The sequence below is a fragment of the Klebsiella variicola genome, from assembly GCF_000828055.2.
GTDB classification, from domain to species: domain Bacteria; phylum Pseudomonadota; class Gammaproteobacteria; order Enterobacterales; family Enterobacteriaceae; genus Klebsiella; species Klebsiella variicola.
The window spans coordinates 567419-585940 of sequence record NZ_CP010523.2 but is presented as its reverse complement, the minus strand read 5'-3'; the positions used below and the strand labels follow the sequence as shown (position 1 = coordinate 585940).

Annotated in this window: 21 protein-coding genes; 10 read left to right on the top strand and 11 right to left on the bottom strand. The window is 57.7% G+C overall.

What is annotated here, in order from left to right; translation table 11 throughout:
• The first annotated feature begins 86 nt into the window (after positions 1-86).
• Entirely contained in the window at positions 87-860 is a 774-nt protein-coding gene (locus tag SP68_RS02795; protein WP_008806611.1) for a DeoR/GlpR family DNA-binding transcription regulator, read from the top strand.
• Between the two features lie 34 nt (positions 861-894).
• Here SP68_RS02795 and SP68_RS02790 read toward each other — a convergent pair whose 3' ends face one another.
• Together SP68_RS02790 and rsmI are read right to left on the bottom strand one after the other, a co-directional pair.
• Positions 895-1809: a Fic family protein gene (locus SP68_RS02790; RefSeq protein ID WP_162499999.1), complete on the bottom strand. Its 915-nt coding sequence runs from the start codon at positions 1807-1809 to the stop codon at positions 895-897.
• Positions 1810-1923: 114 nt separating this feature from the next.
• Positions 1924-2787, bottom strand: coding sequence for a 16S rRNA (cytidine(1402)-2'-O)-methyltransferase (gene rsmI / locus SP68_RS02785; protein ID WP_040968901.1), 864 nt, complete (start codon positions 2785-2787; stop codon positions 1924-1926).
• Positions 2788-2850: 63 nt separating this feature from the next.
• Between rsmI and SP68_RS02780 the strand changes: the two genes are divergently transcribed.
• Genes SP68_RS02780 through dolP form a run of 4 tightly spaced genes read left to right on the top strand, consistent with a single transcriptional unit; the run spans position 2851 to position 6504 of the window.
• Complete coding sequence (locus SP68_RS02780) at positions 2851-4959, top strand: penicillin-binding protein activator (protein WP_022066331.1); 2109 nt, start codon at positions 2851-2853, stop codon at positions 4957-4959.
• Positions 4917-5303: a YraN family protein gene (locus SP68_RS02775; RefSeq protein ID WP_008806614.1), complete on the top strand. Its 387-nt coding sequence runs from the start codon at positions 4917-4919 to the stop codon at positions 5301-5303. Before SP68_RS02780 ends, SP68_RS02775 begins: the two co-directional genes overlap by 43 nt.
• 25 nt (positions 5304-5328) lie before the next feature.
• Positions 5329-5919 carry a DnaA initiator-associating protein DiaA gene (gene diaA, locus SP68_RS02770; RefSeq protein ID WP_002918211.1) on the top strand — a complete coding sequence of 197 codons (591 nt, stop codon included), beginning with the start codon at positions 5329-5331 and terminating at the stop codon, positions 5917-5919.
• A gap of 9 nt (positions 5920-5928) precedes the next feature.
• Positions 5929-6504, top strand: a complete 576-nt coding sequence (gene dolP / locus SP68_RS02765) for a division/outer membrane stress-associated lipid-binding lipoprotein (protein ID WP_008806615.1) — start codon at positions 5929-5931, stop codon at positions 6502-6504.
• Positions 6505-6625: 121 nt separating this feature from the next.
• Here dolP and SP68_RS02760 read toward each other — a convergent pair whose 3' ends face one another.
• Positions 6626-7666 carry a permease gene (locus tag SP68_RS02760; protein ID WP_008806616.1) on the bottom strand — a complete coding sequence of 347 codons (1041 nt, stop codon included), beginning with the start codon at positions 7664-7666 and terminating at the stop codon, positions 6626-6628.
• Positions 7667-7741: 75 nt separating this feature from the next.
• On the bottom strand, positions 7742-8389 hold the full coding sequence (locus SP68_RS02755) for an NAD(P)H-binding protein (RefSeq protein ID WP_016161870.1): 648 nt from the start codon (positions 8387-8389) through the stop codon (positions 7742-7744).
• A gap of 128 nt (positions 8390-8517) precedes the next feature.
• On the opposite strand from SP68_RS02755, the gene SP68_RS02750 reads away from it, so the two are divergent.
• Positions 8518-9054 carry a type 1 glutamine amidotransferase domain-containing protein gene (locus SP68_RS02750; protein ID WP_040968902.1) on the top strand — a complete coding sequence of 179 codons (537 nt, stop codon included), beginning with the start codon at positions 8518-8520 and terminating at the stop codon, positions 9052-9054.
• On the opposite strand, the gene SP68_RS02745 is transcribed toward SP68_RS02750, so the two are convergent.
• On the bottom strand, positions 9016-9459 hold the full coding sequence (locus tag SP68_RS02745) for a YhbP family protein (RefSeq protein ID WP_008806619.1): 444 nt from the start codon (positions 9457-9459) through the stop codon (positions 9016-9018). The two genes, SP68_RS02750 and SP68_RS02745, sit on opposite strands and share 39 nt — an antisense overlap.
• Positions 9460-9508: 49 nt before the next feature.
• On the opposite strand from SP68_RS02745, the gene SP68_RS02740 reads away from it, so the two are divergent.
• Complete coding sequence (locus SP68_RS02740; RefSeq protein ID WP_032691467.1) at positions 9509-9799, top strand: GIY-YIG nuclease family protein; 291 nt, start codon at positions 9509-9511, stop codon at positions 9797-9799.
• Here the strand turns inward: SP68_RS02740 and SP68_RS02735 are convergent.
• Entirely contained in the window at positions 9786-10289 is a 504-nt protein-coding gene (locus SP68_RS02735; protein ID WP_008806621.1) for a GNAT family N-acetyltransferase, read from the bottom strand. The two genes, SP68_RS02740 and SP68_RS02735, sit on opposite strands and share 14 nt — an antisense overlap.
• Positions 10283-10807 carry a ubiquinone anaerobic biosynthesis accessory factor UbiT gene (ubiT, locus tag SP68_RS02730; protein WP_016161871.1) on the bottom strand — a complete coding sequence of 175 codons (525 nt, stop codon included), beginning with the start codon at positions 10805-10807 and terminating at the stop codon, positions 10283-10285. The genes SP68_RS02735 and ubiT overlap by 7 nt, the downstream gene beginning before the upstream one ends.
• Before the next feature lie 221 nt (positions 10808-11028).
• Here ubiT and ubiU point away from each other — a divergent pair, with 221 nt between their 5' ends.
• The 3 genes from ubiU (at position 11029) to SP68_RS02715 (ending at position 14059) form a co-directional block, all read left to right on the top strand.
• Positions 11029-12024 carry a ubiquinone anaerobic biosynthesis protein UbiU gene (gene ubiU / locus SP68_RS02725; protein ID WP_004206164.1) on the top strand — a complete coding sequence of 332 codons (996 nt, stop codon included), beginning with the start codon at positions 11029-11031 and terminating at the stop codon, positions 12022-12024.
• Between the two features lie 5 nt (positions 12025-12029).
• On the top strand, positions 12030-12908 hold the full coding sequence (locus tag SP68_RS02720) for a U32 family peptidase (RefSeq protein WP_008806623.1): 879 nt from the start codon (positions 12030-12032) through the stop codon (positions 12906-12908).
• A 143-nt stretch (positions 12909-13051) separates the two neighbouring features.
• Positions 13052-14059, top strand: coding sequence for a luciferase-like monooxygenase (locus SP68_RS02715; protein WP_002918234.1), 1008 nt, complete (start codon positions 13052-13054; stop codon positions 14057-14059).
• A 44-nt stretch (positions 14060-14103) separates the two neighbouring features.
• Here the strand turns inward: SP68_RS02715 and mtr are convergent, their stop codons facing one another.
• The 4 genes from mtr to nlpI all read right to left on the bottom strand — a co-directional run bounded on the left by mtr (position 14104) and on the right by nlpI (position 18485).
• Positions 14104-15348 (bottom strand): tryptophan permease, encoded by a 1245-nt coding sequence (gene mtr, locus SP68_RS02710; RefSeq protein WP_012540482.1) that lies wholly within the window; start codon positions 15346-15348, stop codon positions 14104-14106.
• Between the two features lie 143 nt (positions 15349-15491).
• Positions 15492-17423 (bottom strand): ATP-dependent RNA helicase DeaD, encoded by a 1932-nt coding sequence (gene deaD, locus SP68_RS02705; protein ID WP_012540481.1) that lies wholly within the window; start codon positions 17421-17423, stop codon positions 15492-15494.
• The gene (gene yrbN, locus SP68_RS27665) at positions 17416-17496 is read right to left on the bottom strand and encodes a protein YrbN (RefSeq protein ID WP_085903200.1); all 81 of its coding nucleotides are present in this window, start codon (positions 17494-17496) and stop codon (positions 17416-17418) included. The genes deaD and yrbN overlap by 8 nt, the downstream gene beginning before the upstream one ends.
• Before the next feature lie 104 nt (positions 17497-17600).
• Entirely contained in the window at positions 17601-18485 is an 885-nt protein-coding gene (gene nlpI, locus SP68_RS02700; RefSeq protein ID WP_002918241.1) for a lipoprotein NlpI, read from the bottom strand.
• Positions 18486-18522 lie beyond the last annotated feature (37 nt).

Genomic DNA, 18522 nt, shown 5'->3' with positions numbered 1-18522 from the left:
GGCTCATGTAACCTTTCGAAAATTATCGTTCAACTTTCGTTATCCTTCGATTACACTGAGATGAGTTAATTATCAGGCAAATCAAGATGAACTCATTTGAAAGAAGGAACAAAATTGTCGATATGGTGAATACGCAGGGCAGCGTATTGGTTCTAGACCTTTCGAATCTCTTTGGCATCTCTGAGGTAACGATCCGTGCCGATCTTCGCTTACTGGAAGAAAAAGGGCTGTTAACCCGCTTTCACGGCGGCGCCGCCCGCGCGGGCAGCGACCTGACCGACGCAGAGAATCAGGAAGTGGTGCTGGAAGACCGCTATCAGCTTGCCAGCGATCCCAAAAAGCGCATCGCCCAGGCCGCGGTAGCCATGATCCGTGAAGGTATGACGGTGATCCTCGATAGCGGCAGCACCACCCTGCTGATTGCCGAGGCACTGGTGCGGATGACCAATATCACCGTTATCACCAACAGCCTGCCCGCCGCGTTTACCCTGGCGGAAAATAAAGATATCACCCTGGTGGTTTGCGGCGGCACCGTGCGGCATAAAACGCACTCCATGCACGGGACGATTGCCGAACGTTCTCTGCAGGGAATCTGCGCCGATTTGATGTTTGTCGGCGCCGACGGTATCGACGCCACCAACGGCATCACCACCTTTAATGAAGGCTACTCCATCAGCAGCGTGATGGCCGCCGCCGCACATCAGGTTATCGCCGTGCTCGACGCCAGTAAATTTAATCGCCGGGGCTTTAACCAGGTACTGCCGATGGAAAAGATAGACTGCGTAATCACCGATGACGGTATCAGTGAAAATGACCGCGCAGCGTTAAGCAGCAAGAAGGTGGAACTGAAGATAGTGTGATTGCACGCTGAGTGGAACACCATGGCGGCTGGTTCTACTTAACCAGCCAGCTTCCACCTTTTTTAGCGCCTATGCGAATCAATCTCCCTTTCGCCTGTAGCCCTTGCAGATGGCGCTCAACCGTACGTGCTGATATCCCCAAGATCTCCGCCAGCGCTCTCGCCGTCAATTCCGGGTTTCCGGTTAGCAAACGCAAAATTGCGTTTTCCGGTGGAACTACTTTAACGTCGATTTCTTCCGACATTTCTTCCGACATTTCTTCCGACATTTCTTCCGACATTTCTTCCGACACGACGAATGAAGTCTCCAGACCTTCTTTCAGCGCCGCCAGGATATTTTGCAACATCCAGGTCACGAATAGCGTGCAATCACTGGTTTTGTCACAAACACCTAAAATGTCGTAATAACGTTCTTGCTGATGGTGGATCAGCGTTTCAACGGGCAGCCAGGCCAATTCCTGACGCCACTGGCTTAGAATCAACGTCTGCCATAAACGCCCCATCCGACCATTGCCATCAGCGAAAGGGTGAATGAACTCAAACTCATAGTGGAAAACTGAACTGGCAATCAAAGGATGAAGCTCGGTGTGTTCCAGCCAGCTGAGTAAATCAGCGATCAATCTTGGGACTTGAGCAGCAGGTGGAGCCATATGTACCACCTGCGTACCGCGATAAATGCCGACGTTTCCGCCACGTAAAGCGCCAGGACGATCAACCAGCCCTGTCATCAGCGTTTTATGCGCCGTCAGAAGATCCCTAATATTTGCCGCATGCCATCCGGGCATTAATTCATAAGCACGAATGGCATTTCTCACTTCCTGAATATCCTTAGCCGGCGCGAGAACCCGTTTGCCTTCCAGCAGCGCCGTTACCTGTTCCATGCTCAGGCTATTATGTTCAATCGCGAGTGACGCCTGAATAGTACGAATGCGGTTTTCTTTACGCAGCAACGGCGATGTTTGTCCACGTTTCGCCGACCAATGCCCAAGCAATTCCCCAATCTCAACGACAAGGTTGAGGACCGTGGGTGTGATGCTAAACGGCGGTTGGTAACGGCTCATCGCTTACTCCCCCTGCTGCTCCAGGGCGTACTTATACAACGCATTTTTCTTCACGCCGTGGATCTCCGCGGCCAGCGCGGCGGCTTTCTTCAGCGGCAGCTCCGCTTGCAGCAGCGCCAGGGTACGCAGCGCGGCCGCCGGCAGCGCCTCTTCCTGGGCCTTAAAGCCTTCGACAATCAACACCATCTCGCCTTTGCGGCGGTTTTCGTCTTCCTTCACCCACGCCACCAGCTCGCCGATCGGCGCGCCGTGGATCGATTCCCAGGTTTTGGTCAGCTCGCGGGCCAGCACCACGTAGCGGGATTCTCCCAGTACCGCGCAGATATCTTCCAGACTCTCCACCAGACGGTGCGTTGACTCATAGAAGATGAGAGTGCGCGGTTCTTCTTCCAGCGCCTTCAGGGTATCGCGACGGCATTTCGATTTCGCCGGCAGGAAGCCTTCATAGCAGAAACGGTCGGAAGGCAGACCGGCGGCGCTCAGGGCGGCGATGGCCGCACAGGGACCCGGCAGCGGCACCACGCGAATATTCGCTTCGCGGCAGGTGCGCACCAGATGATAGCCAGGGTCGTTAATCAGCGGCGTGCCGGCATCGGAGACCAGCGCGATGTTTTGCCCTTCTTTCAGTTTAGCGAGAAGTGTTTCCGCCTTTTGCTGCTCGTTATGGTCGTGAAGCGCAAATAAGCGGGCGTTAATCGCAAAATGTTGCAGCAGCAAACCGGTGTGGCGGGTATCTTCCGCAGCAATTAAATCAACAGCTTGCAACACTTCCAGTGCGCGCTGCGTGATATCAGACAGATTCCCTATCGGAGTGGGCACAATATAGAGCTGCCCCTGAGAATTATCCGCTGATTCGTGTTGTTTCATTGTCTCGTCCGTATTGCCGATTTAATATTGAGCATTGAGCCAAAAAAATATCACTGGACACTTATGGTACCGTCAACATTTCTTCGTTCTAAGCCCGCGCGCTGTCTGCCCGTATTGCTGGCGACGCTTCTTTTTGCTGGCTGCGGCACCCACACGCAGGATCAAAGCACGGCGTTTATGCAGGGTACATCGCAGGCCAACTCCAGTTTCTACCTACAGCAGATGCAGCAAAGCACGAATGATAGCAAGACCAACTGGCAATTACTCGCCATTCGTGCACTGCTGCAGGAAGGGAAGAAGCAGCAGGCCATCGACCTGTACAACCAGCTGCCGTCGAACCTGAACAGCACCCAGGCCCGTGAACAGTCGCTGCTGGCGGTGGAAATGAAGCTGGCGCAAAACGACTATCAGGGCGCTCGTACTCTGCTGGCAAAGCTCGACCCGACAAGCCTGGATCAACCCCAGCAGGCGCGCTACTGGCAGGCGCAAATCGATGCCAGCCAGGGCAAACCATCGCTGACCCTGCTGCGCGCCTTAATCGCCCAGCAGCCGCTGCTGAGCGACGCGAAACAGCGTCAGAAAAATATTGATGCGACGTGGCAAGCGCTCACCTCGATGCCCCAGGACCAGGCCAATGCGCTGGTGATCAACGCCGATGAAAATACCCTCCAGGGCTGGCTGGATCTGCAGCGGATGTGGTTTGACAACCGCAACGATCCGACGCTGCTGAAAGCAGGCGTTAAAGACTGGCAGACGCGCTATCCGCAAAATCCGGGCGCCAAAATGCTGCCAACGGCGCTGGTGAACATGCAAAACTATAAGCCCGCGTCCACCAACAAGATTGCGCTTTTTCTGCCGCTGAACGGTCAGGCGTCGATCTTCGGCCGCACTATCCAGCAGGGCTTTGAAGCCGCCAAAAATGGTGCGCCGTCGGTGACGGGTAGCGCGGTTCCCGCGCAGGTTGCCCAGGCGGCGAATGTCTCCGGTAATGATGATGTAGTGAGTCCGTCGCAGGCAGAAGTCAGCGATCTAACCGCCACCGGAAGCCGCGCTGAACCGGTGCAAGCCCCGGCACAAGACCAGGCGGCGCCTGCCGCGGAACCTACAGCCCAGGCGCCGGCAGCGTCCGCCACGCCGCAGACCACCGCTTCCCCGGTCACTCAGCCGGTCACCGCCCCGACCGCACAGCCTCAGCCCGCAGTCGCCAGCGCCGCCAATCCCTCTGCGGAACTGAAAATTTACGACACCACCAGCCAGCCCATCAGTCAGTTGCTTGCCCAGGCTCAGCAGGATGGCGCCACTTTAGTCGTCGGGCCGCTGCTGAAAGAGAACGTAGATGATGTGATTAAGAGCAACACGCCGCTCAATGTACTGGCCCTCAACCAGCCGGAGAAAGTCGAAAGCCGCGCTAACCTCTGCTATTTCGCGCTTTCCCCGGAAGACGAAGCGCGTGACGCGGCCCGACATATCCACCAACAGGGCAAGCAGACGCCACTGCTGCTGGTTCCGCGCGGTGCGCTGGGCGATCGCGTGGTTAGCGCGTTTGCCGACGAATGGCTGAAGCTGGGCGGCGCCAGCGTCCTGCAGCAGCGTTTTGGATCCACGGCCGAGCTGCGCGCCGGCGTCAACGGCGGAGGGGGCATTGCGCTGACCGGCACCCCGGTCTCCACCCTGCCTTCGGCCCAGAACAGTTCCCTCGGCAGTGCGGATGAGATGCCGGTGAGCAGCGGCGGTAGCGTGGACGCCGCCTATATCCTCGCCACCCCGGAACAGATTGCCTATATCAAACCAATGATCGCCATGCGCAACGGCAGTCAAAACAATGTCACCCTGTACGCCAGCTCGCGCAGCGCCCAGGGCACCGCAGGGCCGGATTTCCGTCTGGAGATGGAAGGGCTGCAGTATAGTGAGATCCCGATGCTGGCCGGCAGCAACCCGGCGCTGATGCAGCAGGCGCTGTCCGCTGTACGTAATGACTACTCGCTGGCGCGCCTGTATGCCATGGGAGCTGACGCCTGGTCACTGGCGAACCACTTCACGCAAATGCGCCAAACGCCGGGCTTCGAGCTGAACGGCAATACCGGCGATCTGACGGCCACCCAGGACTGCGTGATTAACAGGAAACTGTCATGGCTCAAGTACCAGCAGGGAAAAATCGTTCCGGCCAGCTAAGCAAACAGACTGGCGATGCCTGGGAAAACCAGGCTCGCCGCTGGCTGGAAGGCCAGGGCCTGCGTTTTATCGCCGCCAATGCCCGCGAGCGTGGCGGCGAAATTGACCTCATCATGCGCGACGGCGCCGTCACCGTTTTTGTCGAGGTGCGCTACCGCCGTAGCGCCCGGTACGGTGACGCGGCGGCCAGCGTCACCCCGCAAAAACAACAACGACTGCTTAAAGCCGCCCGTTTGTGGCTCTGCCGACAGAATGGGAGCTTTGAGACTGTGGATTGCCGTTTCGATGTGGTAGCCTTCACCGGAAACGACATCCAATGGCTAAAAAACGCCTTTGGCGAATAGCGTAATACCAGAAGTAAGGGATCCCGTGCTCGACAGAATCAAAGCCTGCTTTACCGAAAGCATTCAAACCCAAATTGCCGCAGCGGAAGCACTCCCGGACGCCATCTCCCGGGCGGCGATGACGCTCGTGCAGTCCCTGCTCAACGGCAACAAAATCCTCTGTTGTGGTAATGGCACCTCCGCCGCCAACGCACAGCATTTTGCTGCCAGCATGATTAATCGTTTTGAAACGGAACGCCCTGGTTTACCCGCCATTGCACTTAATACCGATAATGTGGTCTTAACCGCCATCGCCAACGATCGCCTGCATGACGAGATCTACGCCAAGCAGGTGCGCGCTCTGGGACACGCCGGCGATGTGCTGCTGGCGATCTCTACGCGCGGTAACAGCCGGGATATCGTCAAAGCGGTGGAAGCCGCCGTGACTCGCGACATGACTATCGTCGCGTTAACCGGCTATGACGGCGGTGAGCTGGCTGGCCTCTTAGGTCAGCAGGATGTCGAAATCCGCATCCCCTCGCATCGCAGCGCGCGTATTCAGGAGATGCATATGCTAACCGTCAACTGTCTGTGCGATTTGATAGATAACACCCTTTTTCCACACCAGGACGATTAAGGAGAACACATGAAGGCTCTCTCGCCCCTCGCCATCCTGCTTTCTGCACTATTGCTGCAGGGCTGCGTTGCCGCCGCGGTAGTCGGAACGGCAGCTGTCGGCACTAAAGCCGCAACGGACCCGCGTACGGTGGGAACCCAGGTCGATGACAGCACCCTGGAACTGCGCGTCAATAGCGCCTTGTCGAAAGATGAACAGATTAAGAAACAGGCCCGCATCAACGTCACGGCTTATCAGGGCAAAGTCCTGCTGACCGGCCAGTCGCCGACGCCGGACCTCTCCGCCCGCGCCAAGCAAATCGCCATGGGCGTGGAAGGGACCACGGAAGTGTTTAATGAAGTGCGCCAGGGCCAGCCGATTGGTTTAGGGACCGCCTCGTCTGATACCTGGATTACCACCAAGGTGCGTTCGCAGCTGCTGAGCACCGATCAGGTCAAATCCTCGAACGTGAAGGTGACCACGGAAAACAGCGAAGTCTTCCTGATGGGGCTGGTGACCGAGCGCGAAGGCCGGGCTGCCGCGGATATTGCCAGCCGGGTGAGCGGCGTGTCCCGGGTGACTACCGCCTTTACCTACATCAAATAAACCTGCAGTCTCCCGGCTGGCGCTGCGCTTAGCCGGGCTACCGTCCCCTGTCCGTTGTGTGCCGGGTAAGGCGTAGCCGCCGCCCGGCAGCCAATCCGGCTATCCATACGTTTACGGCAAACTACACCAGCGCCAGCGCACCGACAATCGCCCCGCACAGCGCCACCAGTCCGCCCGTCAGCCACAGCGCTTTGGCGGGGAAGGCTTTGCGCAGCATAATCAGCGACGGCACGCTCACCGCCGGCAGAGTGATGAGCAGCGCCAGCGCGGGCGCTGTCCCCATGCCAGCCAGCATCATCGTCTGCACAATCGGAATTTCCGCCGCGGTAGGGATCACAAACAGGCAGCCGGCGATCGCCATCGCGATGACCCAGAACAACGTGTTATCCACCGCGCCATCGGCGTGCGGGAACAGCCAGACCCGCGCCGCTCCCAGCACCAGTACCGCGAGGATATAAACCGGGATCGTGTTCCAGAACAGGGTCCACAGCGCCCGCAGCCAGCGGCTAAAGAAGCTGTCTCTGGCCGCTTCAGACGGTGCAGCAGGCACCGCTACCGGCTGCGTCGCCGCCTCTTTCACCCATTTCTGCACCAGGGTCGCAACAATCAGCACCGTCGCCAGGCCAGCGACCAGGCGAACCAGCGCAAACTGCCAGCCCAGGACAAAGCCCATAAACACCAGTGTCGCCGGGTTGAGCAGCGGGTTACCCATCCAGAACGCCAGCGCCCCGCCCATCGACACCTGTTGTTTACGCATGCCGGCCGCGACCGGCGCGGCGCAGCAGGTGCACATCATGCCAGGCAGTGAAAAAATCGCCCCCAGCAGCGTGCCCTGAAAACGCGATTGTCCCAGGGTGCGCAGCAGCCAATCGCGCGGGATGAGCACCTGAATCAGAGACCCGAGCAGCACGCCGAGCACTGCCGCTTTCCAGACGGCGAGGAAGTAAACCATCGCATAGTCCCACGCGGCTTTCAGCGGATTGGCGTCGGCCTGGGCGAGAATGGATTTACCGATACTGTGGGTTTCCGCGGCGGTGAAGGCTTTCCCGTAATAGGGCTGCCATTTGACGAACCACAGGCCGACAATCACGACGAGAAAGAAAAGCGCGGGTTTCCACCATTGAAACGGTGACGCCGCCTGAGATGAAGACTGACCAGTCATAGCATTCCCCAGCAAGAAATGTGGATATGAATTGAAGCCGTGAATAGTACGCCGGATATTTGCGTTTGCAAAACGCTATTCAGCCTGCTGCGCGGCGCGCTCCCGCAGCTGGGATGACGTCAGAATTTGCACGCCTTCCTGGGAGGGCGACAGCGCCTCCGCCAGCAGGGCAATCGCCACGTCACGGGCCGGAATCGCTTTCCAGTTTCCTGGCAGCAGCCGGAACAGCGGTTCGAGGAAAGTCTCATTGGCCCGTTTTTTTTCCCGCTCGCCTGACAGCATCGACGGCCGGGCGATGGTCAGCCGCGGCCAGGCCTGTTCAATCAACGCCGCCTCCATTTCCCCCTTCACCCGATTGTAGAAAAACGGCGAGTGGGCATTGGCGCCCATCGCGCTAACCACCAGCATATGTTGCGCACCAAGTCGTTTGCCGGTCAGCGCGGTATCAACCACCAGCGTGTAGTCAGCATGGACAAAGGCCTCTTTGCTTCCCGCTTCCCGACGCGTCGTCCCCAGGCAACAGAAGACGATATCGACCGGGTCGACTACCTGCGCCAGGGCATCGGTCAGCTGGGGATCGTGGGGATTAAAGACACCTTCCGCCGGCGCCAGAGGGCGACGCGTCGGCGCGGCGATGGTGCTGATGCTCGGCTCATTCTGCAGCAGCCGGAGTAAGTGACCGCCAACTAACCCGGTCGCACCGGTTAATAATACCTGACTCATTGATTCTCCTTTACAGAATTCTCCGCCTTGCACTTTCGGGCTCATGTTCCAGGCTTAATACCTTACAAGGTAAGTATCCACCATCATCATGGAATTACCTCATTGACCATCCAGATAGCGGAGGAAGCATGAGTAAAAAGATAGCCGTGCTCATTACCGACGACTTTGAAGATTCTGAATTTACCTCTCCCGCCGACGCGTTCAAGCTCGCCGGGCATCAGGTCGTCACGATCGAAAAGCAGGCTGGCAAGACGGTGAAGGGTAAACAGGGAGAAGCGGAGGTGGCCATCGACAGAGCCATTGATGACGTCACACCGGGCGAATTTGATGCCTTGCTGCTGCCCGGGGGCTATTCCCCTGATCAGCTGCGCGGGGATGAACGCTTCGTCACCTTTACCCGCGATTTCGTCAACGGCGGGAAGCCGGTGTTTGCCATCTGCCATGGCCCACAGCTGCTGATCAGCGCCGATGTGATCCGCGGGCGTAAGCTCACGGCGGTGAAGCCTATCGTGGTGGATATGAAAAACGCCGGGGGCGAGTTTTACGACCAGGAGGTGGTGGTCGATAACGAACAGCTGGTCACCAGCAGAACGCCGGACGATCTGCCGGCCTTCAATCGCGAAGCGCTACGCCTGCTCGGCGCCGGCATCACGCCGCCAGTGTAACTTTTTCCCGAAGCCCAGCGTGTTATCGGTAAACTTGATTTCGTCCGGACGAATCTCCCATACCGGCGCCGACAGCATGCGGGCCACTGGAAAGCGCTTGACGTAGCGCTGGCGCATCCGCGCCTCTTCGTCACCGCTCAGACGACGGATCTCGCCTTTGAACTGCACGCCGCGGATCAGGGCCACGGTTTTTGGCTGGCCATTAACCGTACCGGCCACTTTCGCCCGTTCGCCGGTCATCTGACCGTGGCGGGTGTGCTCATCGCTGAGCAGATAAAAGGCCACGGTATCCGGGTCATAGACGTAAAAGGCATTCGCACACCACAGCTCGTCGTCGCGGGAGACGCACCAGGTGACGACGTGCTGCTTACTCAGCCAGCGACCAATGGCAGCAAGGGTTTCCATCTTTCTTCTCCATTATGCTATGGTGCACACACCTTACCATAGTGACTTTGTGACCGTGTGCTGGTTTCTGTATCTCATTCGAACCGCGGACAATCGCCTTTATACCGGCATCACCACCGATGTGCCGCGCCGCTTTCGCCAGCATCAGGCGGGAAAAGGCGCGAAGGCGTTGCGCGGTAAAGGCGACCTGCTGCTGGCCTTTAGCCACGAGGTTGGTGAACACTCACTTGCGTTGCGACTGGAATACCGCGTTAAGCAGCTAACGAAGCGCGAAAAAGAGCGCCTCGTTGCCGGAGAGGATGCCTTCGATACCCTGCTGGCGAGGCTCAAAGGCGATTAAAATGGTCGCTGTATTCTACCTGGCCGTGGACGCCTTCGAGAGCGTCATCCGCCAGACGGTGAACCTGGAACGCCTCCGCGCTGTCCGGCCAGCGGCAGCGGAGATCGAAGCGCGCGGCCGGCTCAAAGCCGAAGCGACGGTATAAATCCGGGTCGCCCAGCGTCACCACCGCGGCATAGCCGAACTCATTCAGCGAATCCAGCCCTTCATAGACCAGTTGCCGGCCAATGCCCTGTCCACGATAGTGTTCATCCACCGCCAACGGCGCCAGACCGACCCACTGCAGCTCTTCACCTTCCACTGCAACCGGGCTGAAGGCAACGTAGCCGATCACCTGGCCTTCATCATCCGTTGCCACCACCCCCAGCGTGATCAGTCCATCTTCACGCAGATCGTGCACCAGCTGCGCTTCGGCATCGCGGCCGAAGGTACGACGCAGCAGCGCGTCGATTCCCGGTGCATCAATCCCAATCTCCACTCGAATCAGCATGCCTCACCTACCGATGTCTGTTCAGGTTTCTGCGGGCTCTTCAGTCCAGCTTCGACAAAATCCGCCAGTTGCAGCAACATCACGCGCAGCGCTTTTGGCATCTGCTCGAGCTCAATGGCGTCCATCAAATTTTTTACGTACAGCCCCAGCTCCGTATCGCCTTCAATCACCAGACGACGCTGGAAGAATAGCGTATCCGGATCCTGCTTGCGCGCGGCAATCATTAACAGATCGCTGGCGTCGGCGCTGAAGCTGACGTCGGCGTCGGCCTGCTGGCTGACCACCAGGCGACCATCGACTACCGAGGTATACCACAGCAGACCGATGTCACGCACATGAATACTTAACCAGCGCCCCTCGAGAAACGCCAGTTCTCCCTCTGCCAGCGCCTGACGGAACTGCCAGCTTAGCACCTGCTCCAGCACCTGGCGCTTGAGGGCAAAAGGCGCCAGCTTAACCGGCACGCTCAGTAAAGACGGGCCAAAGTGGACCAGCCGGGAACGCAGTTTATCCAACACAAGCTTTACTCCATGAATGCAATTGTTCCGCTATTGTGCCATATCACATAAACAACATAGCGGCGTAAATCAACAAAAACGCGATGACGGCCGCCAGTTATTGGCGCCACCAATACACTTTTAACTGCCTCAAATCAAAAATTGTCACCAGAAGGTTAACTAAAATCCCTGCTCGTTAACCATTCAGCGTCCCTGACGGGCCGCATTTTTCAGGAAAAATTATGGAGCTGCTCTGCCCAGCCGGTAACCTTCCGGCGCTTAAGGCGGCCATCGAAAACGGCGCCGATGCCGTCTATATCGGGCTGAAAGATGACACCAACGCCCGCCACTTTGCCGGCCTTAATTTCACCGAAAAGAAACTGCAGGAAGCCGTCAGCTTTGTGCATCAGCACCGTCGTAAGCTACATATTGCGATCAACACCTTCGCCCATCCCGACGGCTACGCCCGCTGGCAGCGCGCGGTGGACATGGCCGCCCAGCTGGGCGCCGATGCGCTGATCCTGGCCGATATCGCCATGCTGGAGTATGCCGCGGAGCGTTATCCACACATTGAGCGTCACGTTTCGGTGCAGGCTTCCGCCACCAATGAAGAGGCCATTCGCTTCTATCATCGCAACTTTGACGTGGCACGCGTCGTACTACCACGAGTGTTATCTATTCACCAGGTGAAGCAGTTGGCCCGTGCCACGCCGGTGCCGCTGGAAGTCTTCGCCTTCGGTAGCCTGTGCATCATGGCGGAAGGCCGCTGCTATCTCTCTTCCTACCTGACCGGCGAATCGCCGAATACCGTCGGCGCCTGTTCACCTGCCCGCTTCGTGCGTTGGCAGCAAACGCCGCAGGGGCTGGAATCTCGCCTTAATGAGGTGCTGATCGACCGCTATCAGGATGGCGAAAACGCAGGCTATCCGACGCTGTGCAAAGGCCGCTATCTGGTCGATGGCGAGCGCTATCACGCACTGGAAGAACCCACCAGCCTAAACACCCTGGAGCTGTTGCCGGAGCTGATGGCCGCCAATATCGCCTCGGTGAAAATCGAAGGCCGTCAGCGCAGCCCGGCGTACGTCACCCAGGTGGCGAAAGTCTGGCGCCAGGCGATCGACCGCTGCAAAGCCGATCCGCAGAATTTTGTGCCGCAATCCGCCTGGATGGAAACCCTTGGTTCGATGTCCGAAGGGACGCAAACCACCCTTGGCGCCTATCACCGTAAATGGCAGTGAGAAACATGAAATATTCATTAGGGCCGGTGCTGTACTACTGGCCAAAAGAGACGCTGGAAGATTTTTACCAGCAGGCGGCAAACAGCAGCGCCGACACCATTTATCTCGGCGAAGCCGTGTGCAGCAAACGCCGCGCCACCAAAGTTGGCGACTGGATCGAGATGGCAAAAGCGCTGGCCGGTAGCGGCAAACAGGTGGTGCTGTCTACCCTCGCGCTGGTGCAGGCCTCTTCCGAACTGGGCGAACTGAAGCGCTATGTCGCTAACGGCGAGTTCCTGATTGAGGCCAGCGACCTTGGCGTGGTGAACCTCTGCGCCGAACGCAAGCTGCCGTTCGTTGCCGGGCATGCGCTGAACTGCTATAACGCCGTCACTCTGCGCCTGCTGCTCAAACAAGGCATGATGCGTTGGTGCATGCCGGTAGAGCTTTCCCGCGACTGGCTGGCAAATTTACTGACCCAGTGCGAAGAGCTGGGTATTCGCAACCAGTTTGAAGTGGAAGTGCTGAGCTACGGCCATCTGCCGCTGGCCTATTCCGCGCGCTGCTTTACCGCCCGCTCGGAAGACCGGCCAAAGGACGAATGCGAAACCTGCTGCATCAAGTACCCGACCGGACGCAGCATGCTGTCGCAGGAGAACCAGCAGGTGTTCGTGCTCAACGGTATCCAGACGATGAGCGGCTACGTCTATAACCTTGGCAACGAGTTAACCTCGATGCACGGCCTGGTGGATATGGTGCGCCTGTCGCCGATGGGCAACGAAACCTTCGCTATGCTAGAGGCCTTCCGCGCCAACGAAAACGGTGCTGCGCCACTGGATCTTACCAGCAATAGTGATTGCAACGGCTACTGGAAACGGCTGCCCGGTCTGGTGCTGCAAGCCTGATAAACCGCTCACTTTGTTAACAACAGTGCTCAGATTTTAATGCATTATTAAAGATGCAGCTTTTCTGGCTGGCGCGTCCAGGATGCGCCAGGCTGGAAGAAGACCTTCAATCTGATGACGATGCTGTAGCAAAGTGAGCCTTTATGACTGACAAATCTGTTCCGTTCTCGGTGCTCGACCTGGCGCCGATCCCGCAAGGATCTTCTGCCAAAGAAGCCTTTACCCACTCTCTGGATCTCGCCAGGCTGGCCGAATCGCGCGGCTATCACCGCTACTGGCTGGCGGAGCACCATAATATGGTCGGCATTGCCAGCGCGGCGACCTCAGTGCTGATAGGCTATCTCGCCGCCAATACCACCACTCTGCATCTCGGTTCCGGCGGGGTGATGCTGCCCAACCACTCACCGCTGGTGATCGCCGAGCAGTTCGGCACCCTGAATACCCTTTATCCCGGGCGTATCGATCTCGGCCTTGGCCGCGCGCCAGGCAGCGATCAGCCGACCATGCGCGCCCTGCGCCGCCATATGAGCGGCGATGTCGATAACTTCCCGCGCGACGTGGCGGAACTGGTGGACTGGTTTGACGCCCGCGATCCGAACCCGCACGTGCGTCCGGTTCCCGGCTATGGCGAACGAATTCCGGTGTGGCTGCTGGGCTCAAGCCTGTACAGCGCCCAGCTGGCGGCGCAGCTCGGCCTGCCGTTTGCTTTCGCCTCGCATTTCGCGCCGGATATGCTGTTCCAGGCGCTGCATCTGTATCGCAGCAATTTCAAACCTTCGGCGCGGCTGGAAAAACCGTACGCGATGGTGTGTATCAATATTATCGCCGCCGACAGCAACCGCGATGCGGAGTTCCTCTTTACCTCTATGCAGCAGGCGTTCGTTAAGCTGCGGCGCGGCGAAACCGGACAGCTGCCGCCGCCGGTGGAAAATATGCATCAGCTGTGGTCAGCGTCCGAGCAGTATGGCGTGCAGCAGGCGTTAAGCATGTCGCTGGTCGGCGATAAAACGAAAGTCCGCCACGGCTTAGAGTCCATTCTGCGCGAAACCGAGGCGGATGAAATCATGGTCAACGGCCAGATCTTCGACCATCAGGCTCGCCTGCATTCGTTTGATTTGGCGATGCAGGTGAAAGAGGAGCTGTTGGGGTAACACAAACGTCAGCCCGGTGGATGTTATGCCACCGGGCATTAACCTTACTGATAAACCGGCAGCAGATTAAAGCTCGACAGGAAGTGCACCACCGCGTTGCCGAGACCAAAGAGCAGGATCAGCACAATCATCGCTTTTCCGCCCCACACGCGGAACTGTGGGCTGCCGAAGCGTTTACGCGAAGCGCGGGCCAGCAGCGCCGGCACAATGGCCGCCCATACCGTCGCCGCCAGGCCGGCATAGCCGATGGCGTAAAGGAAACCATCTGGTTTCACCAGCCCACCGAGCATCGGCGGGATAAAGGTCAACAGCGCGGTTTTAAAGCGCCCCATCGCGCTATCGTCAAAGCCAAACAGATCCGCCAGATAGTCGAACAGACCCAGCGTCACGCCGAGGAACGAACTCGCGACAGCAAAGTTGGAGAACACTACCAGCAGCAGATCCAGGCCGCGGTTATTCAGTACGCCGCTCAGGGCCTGTACCAGTACATCAATGTTACCGCCCTTCTGCGCAATATCGATAAACTGCGGACGCGGGATATTGCCCATCGTCACCAGCAGCCAGACCACGTACAGACCCAGCGCCAGCAGCGTACCGTAAATCAGACAGCGGGTAATGGTGCGCGGATCCTTACCATAATATTTCATCAGGCTCGGCACGTTACCGTGATAGCCAAACGAGGCCAGGCAGAACGGCAGCGTCATCAGCAGGTAGGGCGCATAGGAGGCATTCTTCTCCGCGACGTTAAACAGCGTCGTCGGTTCGACGTGTCCCAGCAGGCTGCCGAAGGTCAGGAAGAAGGTGATGACCTTGGCGCCGAGCACGATAGCCGTCATGCGGCTCACCGCTTTGGTGCTCATCCAGACAATAAATGCCACCAGAAGCGCAAAGCCGAAGCCCGCCGCGCGCGCCGGTACGTTCAGCGACATTTCACTGAAGGTATGGTGCAGGATCGAACCGCTCGCCGAAATATAGGCGTAAGTCAGGATATACAGCACAAAGGCGATCGACACGCCGTTCACCAGGTTCCAGCCCTTGCCGAGCAGGTCTTTGGTGATGGTGTCGAAACTGGAGCCAATCCGGTAGTTGAGGTTGGCTTCCAGGATCATCAGACCGGAGTGCAACATGCAGAACCAGGTAAAAACCAGCGCCGCCAGCGACCAGAAGAACCACGCGCCGGACATCACCACCGGCAGCGAGAACATGCCCGCGCCAATAATCGTGCCGCCGATAATCACCACGCCGCCAAACAGGGACGGCCGGGTGGTTGTAGTGGTTAGTGTCGCCATTTACCGAAATCTCCAGTCAAAAGAACTTTCCCACAGTGGGTGCGACGCACTGTACCAGTACACGAGTACAAAAGGAATAAAAAAAGCCCCAATCATGGCGATCGGGGCTGTATTATTTACTTTACGCTAGCGTGTTGCGCTAATTACGCATCGCCACCGAAACGACGACGACCAGCGGAGTCATCACGGCGCGGCGCAGCTGCATCGTCACGACGCGGCGCACGGCCTTCACGACGTTCGCCGCTGAAACGACGACCATCACCACGACCGCCTTCACGACGTTCGCCACCGAAGCTACGGCCGCCTTCACGACGCTCACCGCCGAAACCACGACCGCCTTCACGACGTTCACCGCCGCCACGACGTTCAGTGCGCGGCTGCGCATCGCCCATCAGCTGCATGTTCATCGGTTTGTTCAGGATGCGGGTGCGAGTAAAGTGCTGCAGTACTTCGCCCGGCATACCTTTCGGCAGTTCGATGGTGGAGTGAGAACCGAACAGCTTGATGTTACCGATGTAACGGCTGCTGATATCGCCTTCGTTAGCGATCGCGCCAACGATATGACGAACTTCAACGCCGTCATCACGGCCTACTTCAATGCGGTACAGTTCCATCTCGCCAACATCACGACGCTCACGCTTCGGACGATCTTCACGATCGCCACGCGGGCCGCGGTCATTACGGTCGCCACGACGCTCGAAACGGTCATCACGATCGCGGAACTCACGCTTAGGACGCATCGGCGCATCCGGCGGGACGATCAGAGAACGTTCGCCCTGGGCCATTTTCAGCAGCGCGGCGGCCAGCGTTTCCACGTCCAGCTCTTCGCCTTCCGCCGTCGGCTGGATTTTCGCCAGCAGCGCACGGTACTGGTCCAGATCGCTGCTTTCCAGCTGCTGCTGAACTTTAGCCGCGAATTTTTCCAGGCGACGTTTGCCCAGCAGTTCTGCGTTTGGCAGTTCTACTTCAGGGATCGTCAGTTTCATCGTACGTTCGATGTTACGCAGCAGGCGACGCTCGCGGTTCTCAACGAACAGCAGGGCGCGGCCAGCACGACCCGCACGACCGGTACGGCCGATACGGTGAACGTAAGACTCGGAATCCATCGGGATGTCATAGTTAACAACCAGGCTGATACGCTCAACGTCCAGACCACGGGCCGCAACGTCGGTAGCGATCAGAATGTCCAGACGACCGTCTTTCAGACGCTCCAGCGTCTGCTCACGCAGCGCCTGGTTCATATCGCCGTTCAGCGCGGCGCTGTTATAGCCGCTACGCTCCAGCGCTTCAGCCACTTCCAGGGTCGCGTTTTTGGTACGCACGAAGATAATCGCCGCATCAAAGTCTTCCGCTTCCAGGAAGCGCACCAGCGCTTCGTTTTTACGCATGCCGTAGGCCGTCCAGTAGCTCTGGCTGATGTCCGGGCGCGTGGTGACGCTGGACTGAATGCGCACTTCCTGCGGCTCTTTCATAAAGCGGCGGGTAATGCGACGAATCGCTTCCGGCATGGTGGCAGAGAACAGCGCGGTCTGATGACCTTCCGGGATCTGCGCCATAATGGTTTCTACGTCTTCGATAAAGCCCATGCGCAGCATTTCATCGGCTTCGTCCAGTACCAGACCGCTCAGTTTAGAGAGATCCAGCGTGCCGCGCTTCAGGTGGTCCAGCAGACGACCTGGGGTACCGACAACGATCTGCGGACCCTGACGCAGAGCGCGCAGCTGCACGTCATAACGCTGGCCGCCGTACAGGGCAACCACGTTTACGCCGCGCATATGTTTAGAGAATTCCGTCATTGCTTCAGCAACCTGTACCGCCAGTTCGCGGGTCGGCGCCAGCACCAGAATCTGTGGTGCTCTCAGCTCAGGATCAATGTTGTTCAGCAGCGGTAAAGAGAACGCTGCGGTTTTACCGCTACCGGTCTGGGCCATACCCAGAACATCGCGGCCGTCCAGCAGATGCGGAATGCACTCAGCCTGGATCGGAGATGGTTTTTCGTAACCCAGATCGTTAAGCGCTTCAAGGATGGGAGCCTTCAGGCCCAGATCTGCAAAAGTGGTTTCGAATTCAGCCATGTAGTACGTGTGCCTCAAAATTAATGGCGGCCAGTCTACATAACTCATCGTGAAAATTTACGGTAATTTTCATTGAAAAGTGTGAACCGGCTCAAAGTAGGTGTATTAACGAACAACAACGCCCTCACCCGCAAAGGTGATGGCAAGCAAAAAACTATGGGCTGATGTGTTCGTCAGCTATTGCTGGTCCGATTCTGCCAGGTCATCTTGCTCCTGGCCCAAGAGCGATAATTCCAACAATGCGTATCGGTGCTCAACGTAGTTATGTACGTTGTTAGCGACCGCCAGTTTGAACAGTGCCGTAGCGCTGTCCTTGTCCCCCAGACTTAGGTAGTACTTACCTAAATAGAAGTTGGTTTCACTGAGATGCTCAGCGAGCGAGGTGTTATCCGTTGCGTCTGCCTTCAGACGAGTCATCAGCTCTTTTTCGCTAATGTCGCCAAGGTAGAACTCGACAATGTTCCATCCCCATTGCTCTTTGTCCGACTTGTTTAAGCGCTCTCTGAGTGCTTCAAGCGCCCGCTTCTCGTCGAGTTTACGCTCGGCGATATAAAGCCACAGGCTACGGAAAGGATCATTGGGATCGTCTTGATAAAACGCCAGCAGATCATCTTGCGCTAACTTAGCCCGGCCGCCGTAATACAGGGCGATACCGCGGTTCAAGTGCGCGTAGTTGTAAGTTGGATCAAGCTCAAGTACAGAATCAAACGCTTCATAGGCAGCATCAAAATTGCCTGCCTGCGTTAAGTAAATGCCTAAGTAATTGAATACTTCAGGCATATCGGGTCGGATTGCCAGCGCTTGTGAAAAATCATTTCGCGCTAATGCCCTCAAACCGAGACTATCATACAACACTCCGCGCTCATATAAAAGCTGTGCGCGTTCGTCATCGGATAAAGCCCGACTGGCAAGAATTTGTTCCATGCGTGCCAGAATCACTTCTTGCTGTAAAGTCGGTTGCAATGGTACTGCGAGGACGGCGTCCTTACGCCAGGCGGTGCTACTGCATCCTGCCAGCGTGAGAGCTGTCGCCACGAAACACCAGCGCAAAAAAGGCTTCATTTCCCACTCCCGAAGACAACGATTGGATGAACGTCCT